This window comes from Gammaproteobacteria bacterium (assembly GCA_029862005.1).
GTDB lineage: Bacteria > Pseudomonadota > Gammaproteobacteria.
In genome coordinates, this window is sequence record JAOTYD010000038.1 from 1 (window position 1) to 15,899 (window position 15,899).

The 15,899-nt window shown below is 52.5% G+C and carries 13 protein-coding genes; 7 read left to right on the forward strand and 6 right to left on the reverse strand.

Annotated features, from left to right (window positions below; all coding sequences use genetic code 11):
• The first annotated feature begins 90 nt into the window (after positions 1-90).
• From OES20_16560 to OES20_16575, 4 genes are read left to right on the forward strand one after another with little or no spacing between them, the layout of a single operon-like run.
• On the forward strand, positions 91-1,998 hold the full coding sequence (locus tag OES20_16560; GenBank protein ID MDH3636312.1) for an ABC transporter substrate-binding protein: 1,908 nt from the start codon (positions 91-93) through the stop codon (positions 1,996-1,998).
• A complete protein-coding gene (locus OES20_16565; GenBank protein MDH3636313.1) occupies positions 1,998-2,996 on the forward strand; it encodes an ABC transporter permease in 999 nt (332 codons plus the stop codon). The genes OES20_16560 and OES20_16565 overlap by 1 nt, the downstream gene beginning before the upstream one ends.
• Entirely contained in the window at positions 2,993-4,141 is a 1,149-nt protein-coding gene (locus OES20_16570) for an ABC transporter permease (protein MDH3636314.1), read from the forward strand. The genes OES20_16565 and OES20_16570 overlap by 4 nt, the downstream gene beginning before the upstream one ends.
• A gap of 21 nt (positions 4,142-4,162) precedes the next feature.
• On the forward strand, positions 4,163-5,023 hold the full coding sequence (locus OES20_16575) for a class I SAM-dependent methyltransferase (GenBank protein ID MDH3636315.1): 861 nt from the start codon (positions 4,163-4,165) through the stop codon (positions 5,021-5,023).
• Between the two features lie 18 nt (positions 5,024-5,041).
• On the opposite strand, the gene OES20_16580 is transcribed toward OES20_16575, so the two are convergent.
• A complete protein-coding gene (locus OES20_16580; GenBank protein ID MDH3636316.1) occupies positions 5,042-7,675 on the reverse strand; it encodes an ABC transporter ATP-binding protein/permease in 2,634 nt (877 codons plus the stop codon).
• Positions 7,676-7,791: 116 nt separating this feature from the next.
• Between OES20_16580 and OES20_16585 the strand changes: the two genes are divergently transcribed.
• Both OES20_16585 and OES20_16590 read left to right on the forward strand, forming a co-directional pair.
• The gene (locus OES20_16585) at positions 7,792-9,030 is read left to right on the forward strand and encodes a glycosyltransferase family 4 protein (GenBank protein ID MDH3636317.1); all 1,239 of its coding nucleotides are present in this window, start codon (positions 7,792-7,794) and stop codon (positions 9,028-9,030) included.
• A gap of 5 nt (positions 9,031-9,035) precedes the next feature.
• Complete coding sequence (locus tag OES20_16590) at positions 9,036-9,623, forward strand: histidine phosphatase family protein (protein MDH3636318.1); 588 nt, start codon at positions 9,036-9,038, stop codon at positions 9,621-9,623.
• 435 nt (positions 9,624-10,058) lie between these two features.
• Here the strand turns inward: OES20_16590 and OES20_16595 are convergent, their stop codons facing one another.
• The 3 genes from OES20_16595 to OES20_16605 are packed head-to-tail and all read right to left on the reverse strand — an operon-like array spanning position 10,059 to position 13,209.
• Positions 10,059-10,832 (reverse strand): polysaccharide deacetylase family protein, encoded by a 774-nt coding sequence (locus tag OES20_16595; GenBank protein MDH3636319.1) that lies wholly within the window; start codon positions 10,830-10,832, stop codon positions 10,059-10,061.
• Positions 10,829-11,968 carry a glycosyltransferase gene (locus OES20_16600; GenBank protein ID MDH3636320.1) on the reverse strand — a complete coding sequence of 380 codons (1,140 nt, stop codon included), beginning with the start codon at positions 11,966-11,968 and terminating at the stop codon, positions 10,829-10,831. Before OES20_16600 ends, OES20_16595 begins: the two co-directional genes overlap by 4 nt.
• Positions 11,969-12,003: 35 nt before the next feature.
• Positions 12,004-13,209 (reverse strand): hypothetical protein, encoded by a 1,206-nt coding sequence (locus OES20_16605; GenBank protein ID MDH3636321.1) that lies wholly within the window; start codon positions 13,207-13,209, stop codon positions 12,004-12,006.
• A 153-nt stretch (positions 13,210-13,362) separates the two neighbouring features.
• Between OES20_16605 and OES20_16610 the strand changes: the two genes are divergently transcribed.
• Positions 13,363-14,709, forward strand: a complete 1,347-nt coding sequence (locus tag OES20_16610; GenBank protein ID MDH3636322.1) for an adenylate/guanylate cyclase domain-containing protein — start codon at positions 13,363-13,365, stop codon at positions 14,707-14,709.
• 32 nt (positions 14,710-14,741) lie between these two features.
• On the opposite strand, the gene OES20_16615 is transcribed toward OES20_16610, so the two are convergent.
• Positions 14,742-15,401, reverse strand: a complete 660-nt coding sequence (locus tag OES20_16615) for a hypothetical protein (GenBank protein ID MDH3636323.1) — start codon at positions 15,399-15,401, stop codon at positions 14,742-14,744.
• Positions 15,401-15,814: a cyclic nucleotide-binding domain-containing protein gene (locus OES20_16620; GenBank protein MDH3636324.1), complete on the reverse strand. Its 414-nt coding sequence runs from the start codon at positions 15,812-15,814 to the stop codon at positions 15,401-15,403. Before OES20_16620 ends, OES20_16615 begins: the two co-directional genes overlap by 1 nt.
• Between the last annotated feature and the right edge of the window lie 85 nt (positions 15,815-15,899).

A 15,899-nucleotide genomic window follows, 5' to 3' on the forward strand; every position in this document is an offset into this window, starting at 1 on the left:
TGACGGTAGCCGGAAAACCGAGTTCATGGCGCTTGGTGATGGCCATTACGTCAGGGTAGTGGCCGGCTCTAAACCATCCGATCTGGCGGCATGAAAACTCTGTTTAAAGGCCTATTGCTTATCCTGTCGTTGTCGATAACGACTATGGTGCAGGCGATGGACTGGCTTAAGGAGACGCCCTCACTGGTGGAACTGGTCGAATCCGGAGAGCTACCACCGATCGACAAAAGGATACCGGATGATGTGCAGGTAGCCCGGTTAACCCCCGGCCAGGTTCCCGGCGAGCACGGCGGCGAGCTGCGTCTGCTGATGGGCAAGCAAAAGGATATTCGACAAATCGTCATCTATGGTTACGCGCGTCTGGTAGGTTATACCCCTGAACTAAATCTCGAAGCTGATATTCTGAAGAGTGTCGATGTAATTGAAAACCGGATCTTTACCCTGCATTTGCGTAAGGGGCACAAGTGGTCAGACGGCCATCCGTTTACCAGCGAGGACTTTCGTTACTACTGGGAGGATATCGCCAACAACCCGGAACTGTCGAAAGGGGGACCAAGCAAGCTGCTCATTACCGATGGTGAGCTACCCCGGGTCGAGTATCCCGATAAGTACACGGTTCGCTACAGCTGGTCTAATCCAAATCCCTTCTTTTTGCCCGCACTGGCAGGTGCCCGCCCTCTGTATATTTACAAACCCGCGCATTACCTGCGCCAGTTTCACGCCCGTTATCAAAGCAAGGAGAAATTGGCCCGGATGATTGAAGAGTTCGGTAGACGCAACTGGATGGGCGTTCACGTTAACCATGATCGCCCCTACAAGGCGACTAATCCTGATTTGCCGACCTTACAACCGTGGGTCAATACCACTTATCCCCCGTCGGAAAGGTTTATATTCAAGCGCAATCCTTATTATCACCGCGTGGACCAGAAAGGTCGGCAGCTGCCGTATATCGATTCGATCGCGATCAATATCGCTTCGAATAAACTGGTGCCTGCCAAAACCGGTGCTAATGAATCGGACCTGCAGGCCCGCTATTTGCGCATGGATAACTACACTTTTCTCAAATTGGCTTCGAAGCGAAATAACTTTGACGTGCGCCTGTGGCAAACTGCCAAGGGCGCACATATCGCGCTTTATCCAAATCTGAACACCAATGACAAGGTATATCGTGAATTGATGCAAGATGTGCGCTTTCGACGAGCACTTTCGCTTGCAATTCACCGCCGTGAAATCAATCAGGTGGTGTATTTCGGCCTGGTCCAGGAAAGCAATAACGCAGTTCTGGAGGAATGCCCACTTTACAAGCCGGACTATCAAACTGCGTGGATCGAATACGATCAGGAAAAGGCGGGTGAATTACTCGATGAGCTGGGTTTAAAGGAACGTGACAGTCGCGGAGTCCGGTTGCTATCCGATGGGCGACCGCTCGAAATTCTGATCCAGACCGCGGGTGAAAGTACCGAGCAGACCGATGTACTCGAGCTGATTCACGACAGCTGGCTCAAGGCGGGCATCAAGCTTTACAGCATTCCGTCGACGCGCGAAGTTTTCCGCAACCGGGTTTTTTCGGGTGATGCCATGATGTCCATTTGGTCCGGTATTGAAAACGCGATACCGACTGCCGAGAATAGCCCACATGAGCTGGCGCCGACTTCAAAGTACCAGTACCAGTGGCCGAAGTGGGGTTCGTATTATGAATCGAGCGGGCAAAGTGGTGAGGCGCCTGACATGCCGGCCGTGCAAAAACTTATTGCCCTGAATGATCAATGGGTGCGTGCCTCTACCCATGAACAGCGCGAGTCGATCTGGCATCAGATTCTCGAAATTCACCGTGATCACATGTTTACCATCGGCATCGTTAACCATGTACCGCATCCAGTCGTGGTTAACAATCATCTGCACAACGTGCCCGAAACCGGCTTTTACGATATCACTCCGGGCGCCTATTTTGGAATTTATAAACCCGATACTTTCTGGTTCGATGAGGCCAGGCGGTAATGCTCGGTTATATTCTGCGTCGTATCCTGACGATGATACCGACCCTGTTGGTAATCAGCATGTTGGTGTTCGTGATTATCCAGTTGCCGCCGGGCGATTACCTCGAAAGCCATATCGCCGAACTGCAAAGCCAGGGTGAATCGGTCGACGAAAAGAAAATTCAATTCCTGCGGGAGCAGTACGGGCTCGACAAGCCACTGCTGCATCAATACTGGTACTGGCTTACAGGGATGCTGCAGGGCGATTTTGGTTATTCGTTCGAATACGATTTACCGGTAACCGAGGTTGTCGGTGATCGGCTTTTCCTGACCATCATTATTTCAATCGCGACGATATTGTTTACCTGGATCGTTGCTTTTCCGATCGGTATTTATTCGGCAACCCATCAATACAGTTGGGGCGATTATGGGCTGTCGACGCTTGGATTTCTCGGGCTTGCAACGCCAAACTTTTTGCTTGCGCTGGTAATGCTTTATTTCGCCAATGTCTATTTTGGTACCAGCATCGGCGGGTTGATGGATCCGCAATACATCGATGCGCCGTGGAGCATGGACAAGATGGTTTCGATACTGGAACATTTGTGGATTCCGGTTATTGTCATCGGTACCGCGGGAACTGCGGGCATGATACGGCGGTTGCGTGCCAACCTTCTCGATGAATTACAAAAACAATATGTGGTGACGGGGCATGCCAAGGGCCTACCGCCGGGTAAGTTGCTGGTCAAGTACCCGTTGCGGGTTGCGCTCAATTTCTTCGTTGCTGACATCGGTAACCTGTTGCCCACCGTAATTTCCGGCGCCGAGATTGTCGCCGTGGTGATGTCGTTACCAACGACCGGGCCGATTTTGCTCAGCTCGCTGCAAAGCCAGGATATGTACCTGGCCGGCTCGTTCCTGATGTTTCTCGCGGTGCTGACCGTATTTGGTGTACTGGTTTCCGATATAGCCCTGGCGCTGCTTGATCCACGAGTTCGTCTCGGTGAGAGTGCAAGCAAATGAGTTCGATGCATTTCGTATCGCGTGAGCCTTTTGATCCACACTCGATTGAAGCACTGACACCGGCGCAGGAAAAATACTACCTTGCCTCCCAGTGGAAGCTGATGTGGTGGAAATTACGCCGCCACCGACTGGCGGTAATTTGTGGCGTTATCCTGGCCCTTAACTATGCGACGATCATGTTCAGTGAAGTGATCGCGCCTTACAACCTGCATACCCGCAATACCGAGTTCATTTATTCGCCGCCGCAGAGCGTGCATTTGTTTCACGACGGAATATTTATCGGGCCTTTTGTCTATGGCCGGGATTACGAGCTTGATATGGAAATCCTGAAGCGCAATTATCCGGAGCGAAAGGATGATGTGCAGCCGCTGCGTTTCTTTTGCCAGGGCGACAGTTATCGATTCTGGGGCCTGTTCGAAGCCCGCTTTCACCTGGTGTGCCCACCCGACAACGGTACCTTCTTCTTGCTCGGTACGGATCGCCTGGGGCGTGACATGTTTTCACGCATCACCTATGGCGCACGCATATCGCTCACCATCGGACTGGTTGGCATCATCATCAGCTTTACGCTTGGTATCGTAATTGGCGGTCTCGCTGGCTACTATGGGGGCTGGATTGACTCCTCGGTTCAGAGATTGATAGAAGTGATTCGATCGTTCCCGGAATTACCGTTGTGGATGGCGTTGTCGGCGGTATTACCGGTGAACTGGAGCCCGATTCTCATATTTTTCGGTATCACCGTGATTCTGGCAATGCTTGACTGGACCGGGCTGGCTCGCGCGGTGCGTTCTAAACTGTTGTCGTTGCGCGAGGAAGACTACTGCGCCGCGGCAGAGCTGATGGGCGCCAGGCCAGGACGTATTATCGGCCGCCACTTGCTGCCGGGATTCATGAGTCATTTAATCGCTTCCGCCACGCTTTCGGTGCCGGCCATGATACTCGGTGAAACCGCGCTGAGTTTTCTCGGACTTGGTTTAAGGCCGCCGGTAACGAGTTGGGGCGTGCTGCTCAACGAAGCGCAGAACATCAACGTTGTTGCGCTCTATCCGTGGCTGCTGTTTCCGGTAGTACCTGTGATACTGGTAATCCTGACCTTCAATTTTTTCGGCGATGGCTTACGGGACGCGGCTGATCCCTACAAATAGTTTATGAATATCGGATTTCATATGCGCACATGCTGCCCGCTGTGCAATTCGGCAGAGCGGAAAATCCTGTGCGAGATTCCGTATAAAGATCAACGCATGGTGAATTTCATCGGGCAGTTTTATCAGGGCAGGGTACCGCAAGAGTTAATATCGCCGGGCACCTACCGGGTCGTTGCCTGTGCGCAATGCAACTTTATATACCAGGATCCTATTCTAGATGAAAATAGGATGCAGGCCCTTTACCAGGACTGGATTGATAATGCGCACAGTCTGCACAAGAAACAGTCGGCAGAGTCGAAGCTCTATCGACAGTATGCCGGGCAGGTGCATACGCTAACGAGATTGTTTGACAGGCGGCCGGAACAGGTGCGTGTTCTCGACTTCGGCATGGGATGGGGCTACTGGAGTCGAATGGCACAGGCACACGGCCTTGACGTCACCGGCTACGAATTGTCACCACAACGCAGCCAGTACGCGCGGGCTATGGGAATAAAGGTTGTCGACAAGCTGCCCGGGGCGGGGGCACATTTCGACTATATTCATGCCAACCAGGTTTTTGAACACCTAGCCGATCCGCTACAGGCCTTAAAGGACCTTTGCGCGCGGTTGGCACCCGGCGGGGTGGTCTGTATTCGCGTACCTGATAGTCGGGGTGTTGCCGAAATACTGGTGCGGCGCGGCTGGTCGCAGGGCCTCGACGCAGTGCATCCACTTGAACATATCAACTGTTTTACACGTAAAACACTAACAAGCCTGGCCACTCGTGCAGGTTTAACACCCTTTAATCCACCACTGCGTCTTAACTGGGATAGCTTATGGGGTGGTATCAGGCGCGAAATTGCGGATCGTTTGCTAACAACACACCTCTATCTTAAGGTCTAGAGAGGCGTCTTGATGAAATTACTCTGCAGAAAGTAGCTGCTGGAAGTGTTCGTTGTCATTTTTCATCTCGGTAAACGTGCCTTTATCGATGAGCTTACCGCTTTCCATCACCATGACCTCGTCGAACTGCTCTGTCAGCTGAACGCGTCCGAGAATCCAGAGTATTCCACGACCCTGCATCAATTTCCTGACGTTCTCTATCAGGCGACGTTCACTTGCCGAATCGAGGCCCGACAGGGCTTCGTTGATCACCAAAAATTCTGGACCTTTCAGCAGGGCTCTTGCAAGTCCCAGCTTTTGTCGTTGAACCGAAGACAGGCGCCCACCACCCACACCGACCTCGTAGTTGAGCCCGGCGGCGATGATATCGTTGCGCAAGCCAAGTGCTTCTACGACGTCGGCAATCAGTTCGTTGACCTTGCGCTGGGCGTGTGCCTGGCCGTAGGCCAGCTTGCCAAACAGAATGTTATCCTGAACTGATATGCGCGGGTTATAGTGCGACTCGTCAAAGAATTCTATGCCGAGATCCTCGGTCGCTTCGAGCTCATGAATCCGGCCTCGCGCTTCGAGAATGTTTTGCTGGATGGGCTCGGTAATCAGTCCCAGTCGATGTCGTGCCACGATGAGTTTGAATGGCAGCGATATCAGTCGACGTTTGTCTTCCGGTTGCAGATTTTCGACGCCATTTTGTCTGGTTTGTTGCAACAGTTTATTAAACTCCGGCAGATCGTCGGCATTGATGAAGCTGAACTGCTCGAACAGTTCGCTGTCCGGTTCGACGTCGGAGAACAGATCGAGCATGATTTCAGTGATCTGTACACCCGCATTCAGAAATTCACGGTTCAGACCGAATTCCTTCAGTATTTTATGAATCACCGGATTATCAATCAGTTGTTCGACGTCGATTGATTCACCGTAAACCGTACCGAACAGCAGGTTCTCGGATACGGTCATATTAAGATTGTATTTTTCGGTATCGAAGAGTTCAACCAGGCGCGCATTTTCGGGCTCCCTGAACTTGTCGCGCAACTGATTACGTGCCTCCATGACTCGACTTGTCAGGTCAGGATTGTGAGACGGATCGACATAGGACAGTAATCCAAACTGGTAAATTTCGTCATCCAGTTCAACGCATTCGAGAATCTCGATAATGCGGGTAACCAGTTGCTCGGTATTCTCAAGGCCAAGCTCAGCAGTGTTGATCCAGTCATCGTCGTAACGGTCAGAGGTGTTTCCGGCCTGCCGCGAGAGCAAGCGTTCATGTTCGAGTGCCTTATCCTGCTCGTGTCCGCTCTTGCTTACCGGCTGATGCTTGAGTGCATAGCAGAGATTATCGTGTACCGTGCCGTTAAACATGAAGGCGCCGGCACCCACGTAACCGAGGTGCTTGCCGGTAATCGACTCGGGCATATCTGCCATTTTCAAGTCCCCGATGGTAATGCTGCCAGCGCTGGGATTAATTAATCTCGACATCAGGAAAGCAAGTTCATCCTTGCCGCTATTGCCTAGTCCGACTGCGGCGTAGTGCTGATTTATCGGGATCTTGAAGCTGGTGCCGTCAATACTGAAATAAAGCCCGTCTTCGCTATAGCGGATATTATTGGCCTGGATTATGTCATCCGAAAATTTATGGATCCCCTCGCGCTCATCGATGATTTCAGCCGCCAGCATATTCTGGGGTTTAAACTGCTGGATGATCTGGGCGTGCTTAACCCTGATATCTGCGAGTCGTTGATAATAGCGCAGCAATTCCTTCCACGGACCCGAGAGATCCTTGTAAGCCACCAGTACCGCGACCATCGAGCCGATCGACAGGTCGCCGCGTAATACAAAGTAACCGCCGATAGAATAAAAGAAAAATGGCGTCAACTGGGCAATGAAATTGTTCAGGAACTTAATGAAGAACTTGCGCTTGTAAATCGAAAAGCGAATCAGGTAAATTTTACCGAGGCGCTGACTGATATGTGCGCGCTCGTAGTGGCTGGTATCGTTAGCGTGAACCTCTCCAATGCCGGAAACGGTTTCTCCGATGCGACCGGACAAGTTACGCGCCGTTGCGACGCGTTCTTTCGACAGTTCGTTAACGCGTTTCTGTAACTGCGGGATGACGTATAGTTGAAACGGGTAGAGCGCAATCGCGGCCAGGCCGAGTAATAAATCCTGCTCAAAAATAAAGAACAGGTAAGTGCACAGGATGCCGCCCTGGAATACCGGCAAAGTAAAAGACTCACCGATAAATTCTCCGAGGAGTTCGGTTTCCGCCATGATCATCGGGATTAACTCGCTCTGCGATACCCGCTTAAAATGCGGTAATGGAAAACGCAGAATACGTTCGTAGAGCTGGTACCTGAAACGTCGCAGTACGCGCTCACCGAGGGCACCGCGGTAAACGTTCAGGATATACTTGAGTAATCCGCTGCCAAGTACCACCACCAGGAAGGCAAAGCTGAGAATCATTAGAAACTCGAGTCGATCGAACTCGTAACCGAGTATTCCTTCGGGGATATCCATCCCTTCGAGCAGGTTGATGATTCTTTTCGGCAGTTCGAGGGTAATGTAGACCAGCGGGAGGGAAGCTAACGACAGCAGAATCAGGAGAATCTGGTCCTTCTTGCTGTGTGTCCAGATATACTTATATAAAGAAGGTTCCATTTATTCCCGAGTTTTGGTTCTAATTCTATTCAACGATTTCTCGACTGGGATTGGTAGCACGGTATGCCATGCCGGTGTACTATCGCGCATCGTTCGATTTATATCAAATACAGGTTATGCCTCCCAGGCTAGCAATCGTTTTAAAGGGTTATCCGCGTTTATCCGAGACCTTCGTTGCCCAGGAAATTCGGGCGCTTGAGTTGCGCGGATTCGAGCTCTGTATTTTCTCGCTGCGCCATCCCTACGATCCGGACATCCACCCGATTCACGCAGAAATCGAGGCGCCGGTTTATTACCTGCCCGAGTATTTACATGACGATATCCCACGCCTGCTACGAGCCTGCCTGTGGATTGGCTGGAAACCGGGTTTCTGGCTCTCGTTATTGACCCTGGTGCGCGATTTCTGGCGCGACCCGTCACGCAACCGGTTGCGACGTTTCGGTCAGGCGATCGTGATGGCACACGAAATGCCTGATTCGGTGCAGCATTACTATACGCACTTCATGCATACCCCGGCATCTGTCAGCTACTACGCGAGTAAAATTACCGGGCGCAGCTGGAGCCTGTCGGCCCATGCCAAGGATGTCTGGACCATTCCGGACTGGGAACTGCGTGAAAAGCTGGACAGCACTGACTGGGTGGTGACCTGTACCTGTGTCAATCGAGATTACCTTTCGAAACTTGCAAGTCACGTGGATCAGGTCACATTGCTATACCACGGGCTGGACTTTGATCGCTTTGATCAAAAACAGGGCGCCGGTTCAATGCATGACGGCAGTGACCCGCAAAACGAGGTGCGATTAATCAGCGTCGGGCGCGCCGTTGATAAAAAAGGTTATGATGTCCTACTGGCGGCCCTGGCAAGCCTGCCCGACACATTGCATTGGCAATTTATTCACATCGGTGGCGGTGAGTTGCTCGGGCAATTGCAGCGTCAGGCTCATGAACTCGGTCTTGGGGAGCATATTCAATGGTTGGGTGCACTATCGCAAGGCGAGGTACTGTCTCAGTATCGCGCCGCCGATCTGTTCGTATTGCCGAGCAAGATTTCCGCCAATGGCGATCGCGATGGATTACCCAATGTCCTGATGGAAGCACAGAGCCAGAACCTGGCCTGCCTGTCGACCAGTATTTCGGGTATCCCGGAGCTTATCGTCCACGCCGAGACCGGCTGGCTGGTTGAACAGAAGAATTGCCCGCAGCTTGAGCAGGCACTGGAAAAACTGATTCGTGATCCGAAGCTGCGTAACCGACTGGCCGAGGCAGGTTTCAAGCGAGTGCGACAAGAGTTTTCGATGGATCGGGGAATCGATACCCTGGTCGATAGGCTTCACCAATCGCTTGGCGAAGACTAATCGACATGAAGCTGGCTTTACTAAGACATGCGATGACAGACTGGAACCGCGCGAAACGGGTGCAGGGCAGGCTCGACCTGCCACTGTCTGCATTCGGTAGAAAACACCTCGATTTGCTGTCGATCCCGCTGGAATTTAAAGCCTATCGCTGGTATTGCAGCCCGTTGCGTCGCGCCACTCAGACGGCAGCTCTGCTGGCGATAGAGCCGGTAGAAATCGAAGCCGCGTTGATCGAAATGAGCTGGGGTGATTGGGAAGGCGAGGTATTGAAGCCATTACGTAAGCGCCTAGGTGATGAAATGCGCGACAATGAGAGCCGAGGCCTGGATTTCCGTCCGCCGGGTGGTGAGAGTCCGCGCGAAGTTCAGATCCGGCTCCAACCCTGGTTACAGCAGGTCGCTGCATCGGGCCAGGATACGGCGGCGGTCGTGCACAAGGGCATTATCCGCTGTATCTATGCGCTTGCCTGCGACTGGGATATGCGCGGTGAGTCACCGGTCGACTTCAGCTGGGATGCACTCCACCAGTTCGAACTCTCCCCCGACGGCAAGCTGCTCAACAGTTACCAGTCCATCCCCCTCTCCAAATCCTGATCCGATATCAATGGTTTCGATTAGAAAATTGAAGCGGACAAGGCAACCAGAGAAACTCCTTGCGACTGACTGGGTGGCCTGAGGCTTCCTGAAAAAGTCTCGATTTTAAAGGGCAAGGCGAAACTCGACATCCATGTCTCGGTTCGCCACAGGCCGCGTCCCTGCGGCCTGACCCTTTAAAATAGAGGCTTTTTCAGCACCCAGCCTTCACGTCGCAAGGAGTTTCCCTGGTTGCCCGCCAAGGTATCTAGCTGTTCCAGATGTATCGGTGCAAAAGTGTAGCGCGGCAGGGATGTCGCGGTCCGACGCTTCGGGCGACAAGCGATTCCATGGATGGACCAACTGGCGCTTGCGCCGGTTGGGAGCGCCTTTTGCCCGCTTCTCTCCGAGATAGCCTGTGGGTAGGTTACGAAGTGGTCACCGTAAAGGTGTCGATTACGTCCAGATGGTGGCGGGATCGAGCCAGGTCACGGCAGGATGCGCCGACAGGAATCGCAGCAAGTCTTCGAGGAAATGCCACACCGCTTCGTTTTGTGCGAGGTGATGGGTAAGGATGCCGGTCGGTTCATCACGGTCGCGATAGCCGGTGCGCTTTGCGATCAGGTGCTGTATTAAAATCGCGATCGCGGGATAAACGCCGAGAAATCCACCCTGGTGGCGCCAGTTAACCGGATCGAGATGCGCGTTGACCTGGAGCAATCCGGGGGCAGGGAATGCCTGGCGACGTGCCTTCATCGTTGAAATTCCGGTGATTCCAATGTCGGTAAGGCGTGCTATGACCCGGTCATCAATCCGGTTCCAGGGTGGTACCAACACGGGCTTGAATCGCTCGGGGAAATACTGGCACAGTGTTCGGAAGCCCTGCTCGAGGTCGGCGACTATATCCTCGGTGGTTTGTCCACCACCAAGCTCGAGTTTGCGCTGACCCGGCGGTGCATGGTTTTGATGTGCAAAACCGTGTTGAATTACGCATGCCTGCGGACGAGTTTTCAGTGAATTGACAAGCCCGGGCCTGAGCCCGGTCGGGATAACCGCGAGTGCCAGCGGAATGTTCAGTTCGGAACTTAATCCGACCAGTTTATCGAGTGCGCTGCCGGCTTCAGTTGCGTCGTCATCTCGCCACCAGAATTCAGCTGTAATACCTGCTTCTGCCCAGGTATCGAGTTCACGACCGAGCCAGTTCCAGGCATCAATGGCTAGTGAACTCAATTTTGATTACTCGCATCAAGCAACCACTGTGAAATCAGGTTTGCACTGTTGGTTGCGCCCGCAAGGTTTACTGTGAACGAGGTATGTAGCCCGCTGGTTCGATCGATCGCGTCTGCCAGCGCGGTTGCGTTTAATTCAGCCTGGCGCAGCATGATCACTCGTCCGATGTCCTGTAATTTTTGCGCGCGCGTGGTTTGCTCGAGTTCATCAGCCTCGGCATAGGGGATCACGACCGCCTCGGTATCACTATTGAGAATGTCGGTGATCGTATTATAACCGGCCTGTGATATCGAAAGGCTGGCGCGCTTCACCAGCTCGCTGAAATCGGGTCGATTGCGCTCGACGCGAATGCCTTCAGTTGCGAGCTGTTGCAATTCCTCGAACAGCGAATCAGAAATCGAATGGCTTACCAGGATACGCCATTTCAAGTGTTTGAGCCTGCACAGTGGTCTGGCCTCGATTGCTGTTTTCAGAATTTGAAAGCCGGTAACGCTACCGCCTGCAGAAACCAGAACTTCGTCGATACCGTCTTGTGCAGACGGTAACACCGGATTATTCGGGCAGATATAGCCGCTATAGGCAACCTTGTCGTCTATGTGCTCCGCGAGGTTAAAGCTATCGACGAGTCGCGCAATCTTTTCATCTCCGTGGACCAGCACGTGATCGTAAAATTGATCAATGAGTTCGCAGATTTCCTGCTCCCGTCCCGGTTTTGTTTTGGGCTGGATAATATCTCTTATCGACGCGATCACCTGCAGACACCGAGTACTAGATTTTGCGGCCTCGAGCAGCGGTATCAACTCGAAACGCATCATCCGACGTCCAAACGGAAAAGTTTCCGTGATCAATACCTGCGGTGCGAAGGATACAAAAAATTCGAGTAACTGCTGTTTGCGACCGTCTTGCCAATGACTGTCAATATGGTTGCCGTTGGCATCGAGCAAACGCGTGAAGCTACCATCGGGGCTGTATACCGGGGGTAATTGCCTGAGCTGAATGGCTTCATCTAGCGGAAATTGCTGCGGCAGACCGCCGGATACCAGCTGGACCTCGAAATCCTCGCGGACGAGCTCGGTTGCCAGGTAAGCCGAACGCTGCAAGTGCCCAATTCCGAGCAGATGCTGGACATAGATCATGACTCGAAACGGCGAACTGATGGATTACTCCGGATCTAGGCGGTTACAGTTTTCTGCTCGGGGGGTTCGAGATACTCAAGCACAATTCCGGCTATATTTTCGTGGCCGGCAAGCAAACCGGAAACCTGTGCCGACGAGGGTCGGGATTGCTGCGGTAGTTGTCTTAACGCGGCCGCCATTTGCAGTGCATCGCGTTCACCAGCCGGATCGAGCATGCTGACCAGGCCCAGGTTTACCGCCCGTTCCGCGCGAATTAACTGCTCCTGCCTGGGAACCGACCTTGGTATGATAAGGGCAGGTTTATCGAGGGTTAGAATTTCGCAAAAAGTGTTGTAGCCGCCCATCGCAACGATCGCGATCGCTTTTTGCATCAGCAATTCAATATGACTGTCGAAGGTAAGAATTTCGACGTTAGGCAAGACCTCGCAGCGATCATGAAATTCCTGTATCTCGGCAGAGGGCATGAATGGCCCGGTTACGATGATCGCCCGGTGAGGTTGTTCGGCGCCAGATTCGTAGGCGCGGATTACCCAATCAATCATTTCGACACCGTCACCGCCGCCACCAGCTGTTACCAGGATAAAGGGTTCCTCATGGTTAATCGGTGCGAGCCAGTTAAGCTCACTGGGAATTTCACGTTCGAGGTAGCCAGTGAAACAGATTTTTTTATTAATCGAATCGGATAGGCCGAGACCCTCGATGGGACTTCCCATTTCACTCAAACCGTATACCCAGATATCGTCGTAGAGATGCTCAAGTACCGGTGCGACTTCTTTGCGCTCCCATTCGGCTTTTAGTATCGACGATTCATCCATGACGTCACGCAGTCCCAGTACGTTTACGGTGCCCTGCTGCTTAAGCATTTCGAGCGTACTGGTCACTTCTCCCTGCAGCCCCGTGGGTTCCTTGTCGACGAGAAAAATGTCGGGTTTAAAGGTTACCGCGGTGTGATAGATGATCGATTCCCGCATCGACAGGGTTTGGTCCAGATCGATATGCAGGCCCAGTGACGTGTATTCACCATCCTTGAGTTTGATGACGCCGGGAATACGCACAAAATCAACCCGTGCCTTAAAGTCAAAACTACCGATTATCGGTGAACCCGACAGGATCAGTATTGATAGTCCCTTGTAGCGCGCTACCAGCGAATGGGCGATCGATCGACAGCGGCGCAAGTGACCGAGGCCAAACGAGTCATGGCTGTAGATAAGAATCCTGGATTGTCCCAGTCGCTCTGTCATTTCACCAATACCTGGCTATGTACCCGACGCAGACTACACCGAAATCGTCATGAACGCACTGTCGTTTAGGCATTTTATTTGCCAGCATTGGAATTATTCCCTGTCTGGCCGGTCTCATATCCATGAAGCAGAATGCGTGCCCTGGAGTCCGTATTGGATAAAAATAGTGCAAGCACCCAGCTCGAGCCTCAGCGGCTTTTACTCGGGCGTAATTTCAAAGATCAAAGGTTACCGGAGCGATTGCGCAAATCGATACAGGATCAACAGGAACGCAGTGAAATTCTGATCAGCACGATCCAGTTGGTGATCGTCTCTATATTCGGTTTGCTATACGCAATAGCGCCAAAGACTTTTTCACAGGATGCTGATTTCGCCCCGGTACCCTGGGTGCTGTCCTTGTATCTTGGATTTAGCCTGATACGTTTGCGCCTGGCGGTAAATCGTAAACTCCCGGACTGGATGCTGTATCTCTCATCCGTTGCTGACATCGTGCTGCTGCTCGGCCTGATCTGGAGTTTTCATTTGCAGTACGAACAGCCGCCATCCTTTTACCTGAAATCGCCGACGCTGCTCTACCTGTTTATCTTTATTTCCATCCGGGCGTTGCATTTCGACCCGCGCTTCGTTATTTCGACCGGTGTCAGTGCGGCGATAGGCTGGGCCCTGATGGTCGCTTACGTGCTGGTTAACGATCCCGCAAATAACATGATTACCCGCGATTATGTCGAGTATATGACTTCCAACAGTGTCTTGATCGGTGCGGAATTTGACAAGATCGTGTCAATTTTGATGGTTACCGGGGTGCTGGCGCTGGCCTTATTACGTGCCAGGAGTCTACTCATCGAATCGGTTATCGAGGGCAGTGCAGCACGCGATTTATCGAGATTTGTGCCCGAGGAAGTTGCACAGAAGGTTATACAATCGGAGGAGGGCGCCATCACCGGCAAGGGGGAGCTCAGTGAATGTACAATCCTGTTTACCGACATCGAGGGATTTACCGCGATAAGTGAGACCCTGGCGCCCGAACAACTGATTGAAGCGCTGAATCAATATTTCAGCCTCGTAGCAGACCCGATAACGCGGTATGGCGGCGTTATCAGTCAGTTCCAGGGAGACGCGATCCTGGCAACCTTCAACCTGCCCAAACCGGATAGCGATCATGCCAGCAACGCGGTCAGGGCCGCTCTTGAAATTCAGTCCGTGCTGGAAGGTGTGGAGTTCGGTGACGGCATCGCGTTTAACACCAGGGTCGGTATCAATACCGGGCCGGTGGTTGGTGGCCTGGTCGGCTCCGGGGACCGGGTCGGTTATACCGTACACGGTGAAAACGTCAACCTGGCGGCGCGACTGGAGCAGCTCAACAAGGATTATGGCACCCGAATCATCGTTGCCGACAGTACGCTGGCCAGGATCCCTGATGGAACTTTCGAATTCGGTGAACTCGGAGAGGTGTCAGTGCGCGGATTGAATCGCCCGATCAGGATTTACACGGTGAATTAACAATAGCCTCGACCAGAGTCGCAATACCGCGGCTAGGTAAGCTTACGAACCTGCTCCAAATACCGGGACACGTTGTCCCGGGCCTGCTGTTCAAAACGCTGGTAAAAAAAGTCCGATAAAAAAAATCGGGGTCTGGCTAACAGGCCGGAATGAAATTTTAGCAGTTTACGGTAATAGTCAGTATCACTGAGATGTGGATTCTCCTCGCGCAAGTTTTGACTGTCGAGCAGAAAGGCGTCCCAATCAAGGCCGAAGCTCGATAAATCGATATCGACCATGTAGCTGGCGTCGGCGTCGTCGAGTGAACTGCCGTCGTGCAGCGTCGCCATGATCATCCGGTCGATAAGTTGGCGCATCTCGTCATCATGAATTTCCGCGGACAGGTCCTGGTAAAGCCTGGCACTATGGGCTTCATTATCATGCCTGCCGGGCTCGAAAATAACATCGTGAAACCAGACCGCGATCTCCAGTGCATCGGGATTGCGAGCGAGAGATTTACATTGATCGAACTGGGTCAGGCAATGCGCGATATGGTCAAGCGTGTGATAATGGCGCTGGGGCTCACCATAGCCTTTTACAAGTTGCTGGTGAATCGTGGCGCTGTCATCCGTTGCACCATCGACCAGGCACCGCTGCCATAGTGACCGGAAACGATCGGGGCCGCAGACTTCTACGGCAGCTGGCGACGACATTACTCTCCATCCTGTTTATTCAGCTGTTTCTGCAACGTTTCGACGAGTGCGTGTGATCGAGTCAGCTTGTCACTCAACATGCGAATGACATCGAGGGCGACCTCCGAGTTTTCGCGCAGGATGCGAAAGAACATGTCGGCCGTTATTTTCATGGCCCGGAGATTCCCATGCGCAATCAGTTTTGCGATCCGGGGCGTATTGTTCAGCAAACCGAGTTCACCGATCAGCTGATTTTGAGCGAGGGTGCCGGTGACAACCGGCCCACTATCCGTTTCTGTTATGATATCCACCGCACCGTCCATGATGACGTAGGCGAAATCGGCGCTGTCACCACTGTTGAAAACAATATCACCGTCCTGAAACGAAACAATTTCGCTGGCGAAAGCCAGCAGTTTCAGTTTCGAAGTTTCCATTTTGGCAAACATGGGAATCTTTCGAAGTAGATCTGTTTCTTCTGCAAGGTCCAAGATACTTGCTCCAAACACCCTTTATTACTTT

What these genes read in the sequence shown, in the direction of transcription:
- OES20_16560 (MDH3636312.1), top strand. Translation starts at nt 91, where the DNA reads ATGAAAACTCTGTTTAAAGGCCTATTGCTTATCCTGTCGTTGTCGATA.
- OES20_16565 (MDH3636313.1), top strand. Translation starts at nt 1,998, where the DNA reads ATGCTCGGTTATATTCTGCGTCGTATCCTGACGATGATACCGACCCTG.
- OES20_16570 (MDH3636314.1), top strand. Translation starts at nt 2,993, where the DNA reads ATGAGTTCGATGCATTTCGTATCGCGTGAGCCTTTTGATCCACACTCG.
- OES20_16575 (MDH3636315.1), top strand. Translation starts at nt 4,163, where the DNA reads ATGCGCACATGCTGCCCGCTGTGCAATTCGGCAGAGCGGAAAATCCTG.
- OES20_16580 (MDH3636316.1), bottom strand. Translation starts at nt 7,675, where the DNA reads ATGGAACCTTCTTTATATAAGTATATCTGGACACACAGCAAGAAGGAC.
- OES20_16585 (MDH3636317.1), top strand. Translation starts at nt 7,792, where the DNA reads ATGCCTCCCAGGCTAGCAATCGTTTTAAAGGGTTATCCGCGTTTATCC.
- OES20_16590 (MDH3636318.1), top strand. Translation starts at nt 9,036, where the DNA reads ATGAAGCTGGCTTTACTAAGACATGCGATGACAGACTGGAACCGCGCG.
- OES20_16600 (MDH3636320.1), bottom strand. Translation starts at nt 11,968, where the DNA reads ATGATCTATGTCCAGCATCTGCTCGGAATTGGGCACTTGCAGCGTTCG.
- OES20_16605 (MDH3636321.1), bottom strand. Translation starts at nt 13,209, where the DNA reads ATGACAGAGCGACTGGGACAATCCAGGATTCTTATCTACAGCCATGAC.
- OES20_16615 (MDH3636323.1), bottom strand. Translation starts at nt 15,401, where the DNA reads ATGTCGTCGCCAGCTGCCGTAGAAGTCTGCGGCCCCGATCGTTTCCGG.
- OES20_16620 (MDH3636324.1), bottom strand. Translation starts at nt 15,814, where the DNA reads ATGGAAACTTCGAAACTGAAACTGCTGGCTTTCGCCAGCGAAATTGTT.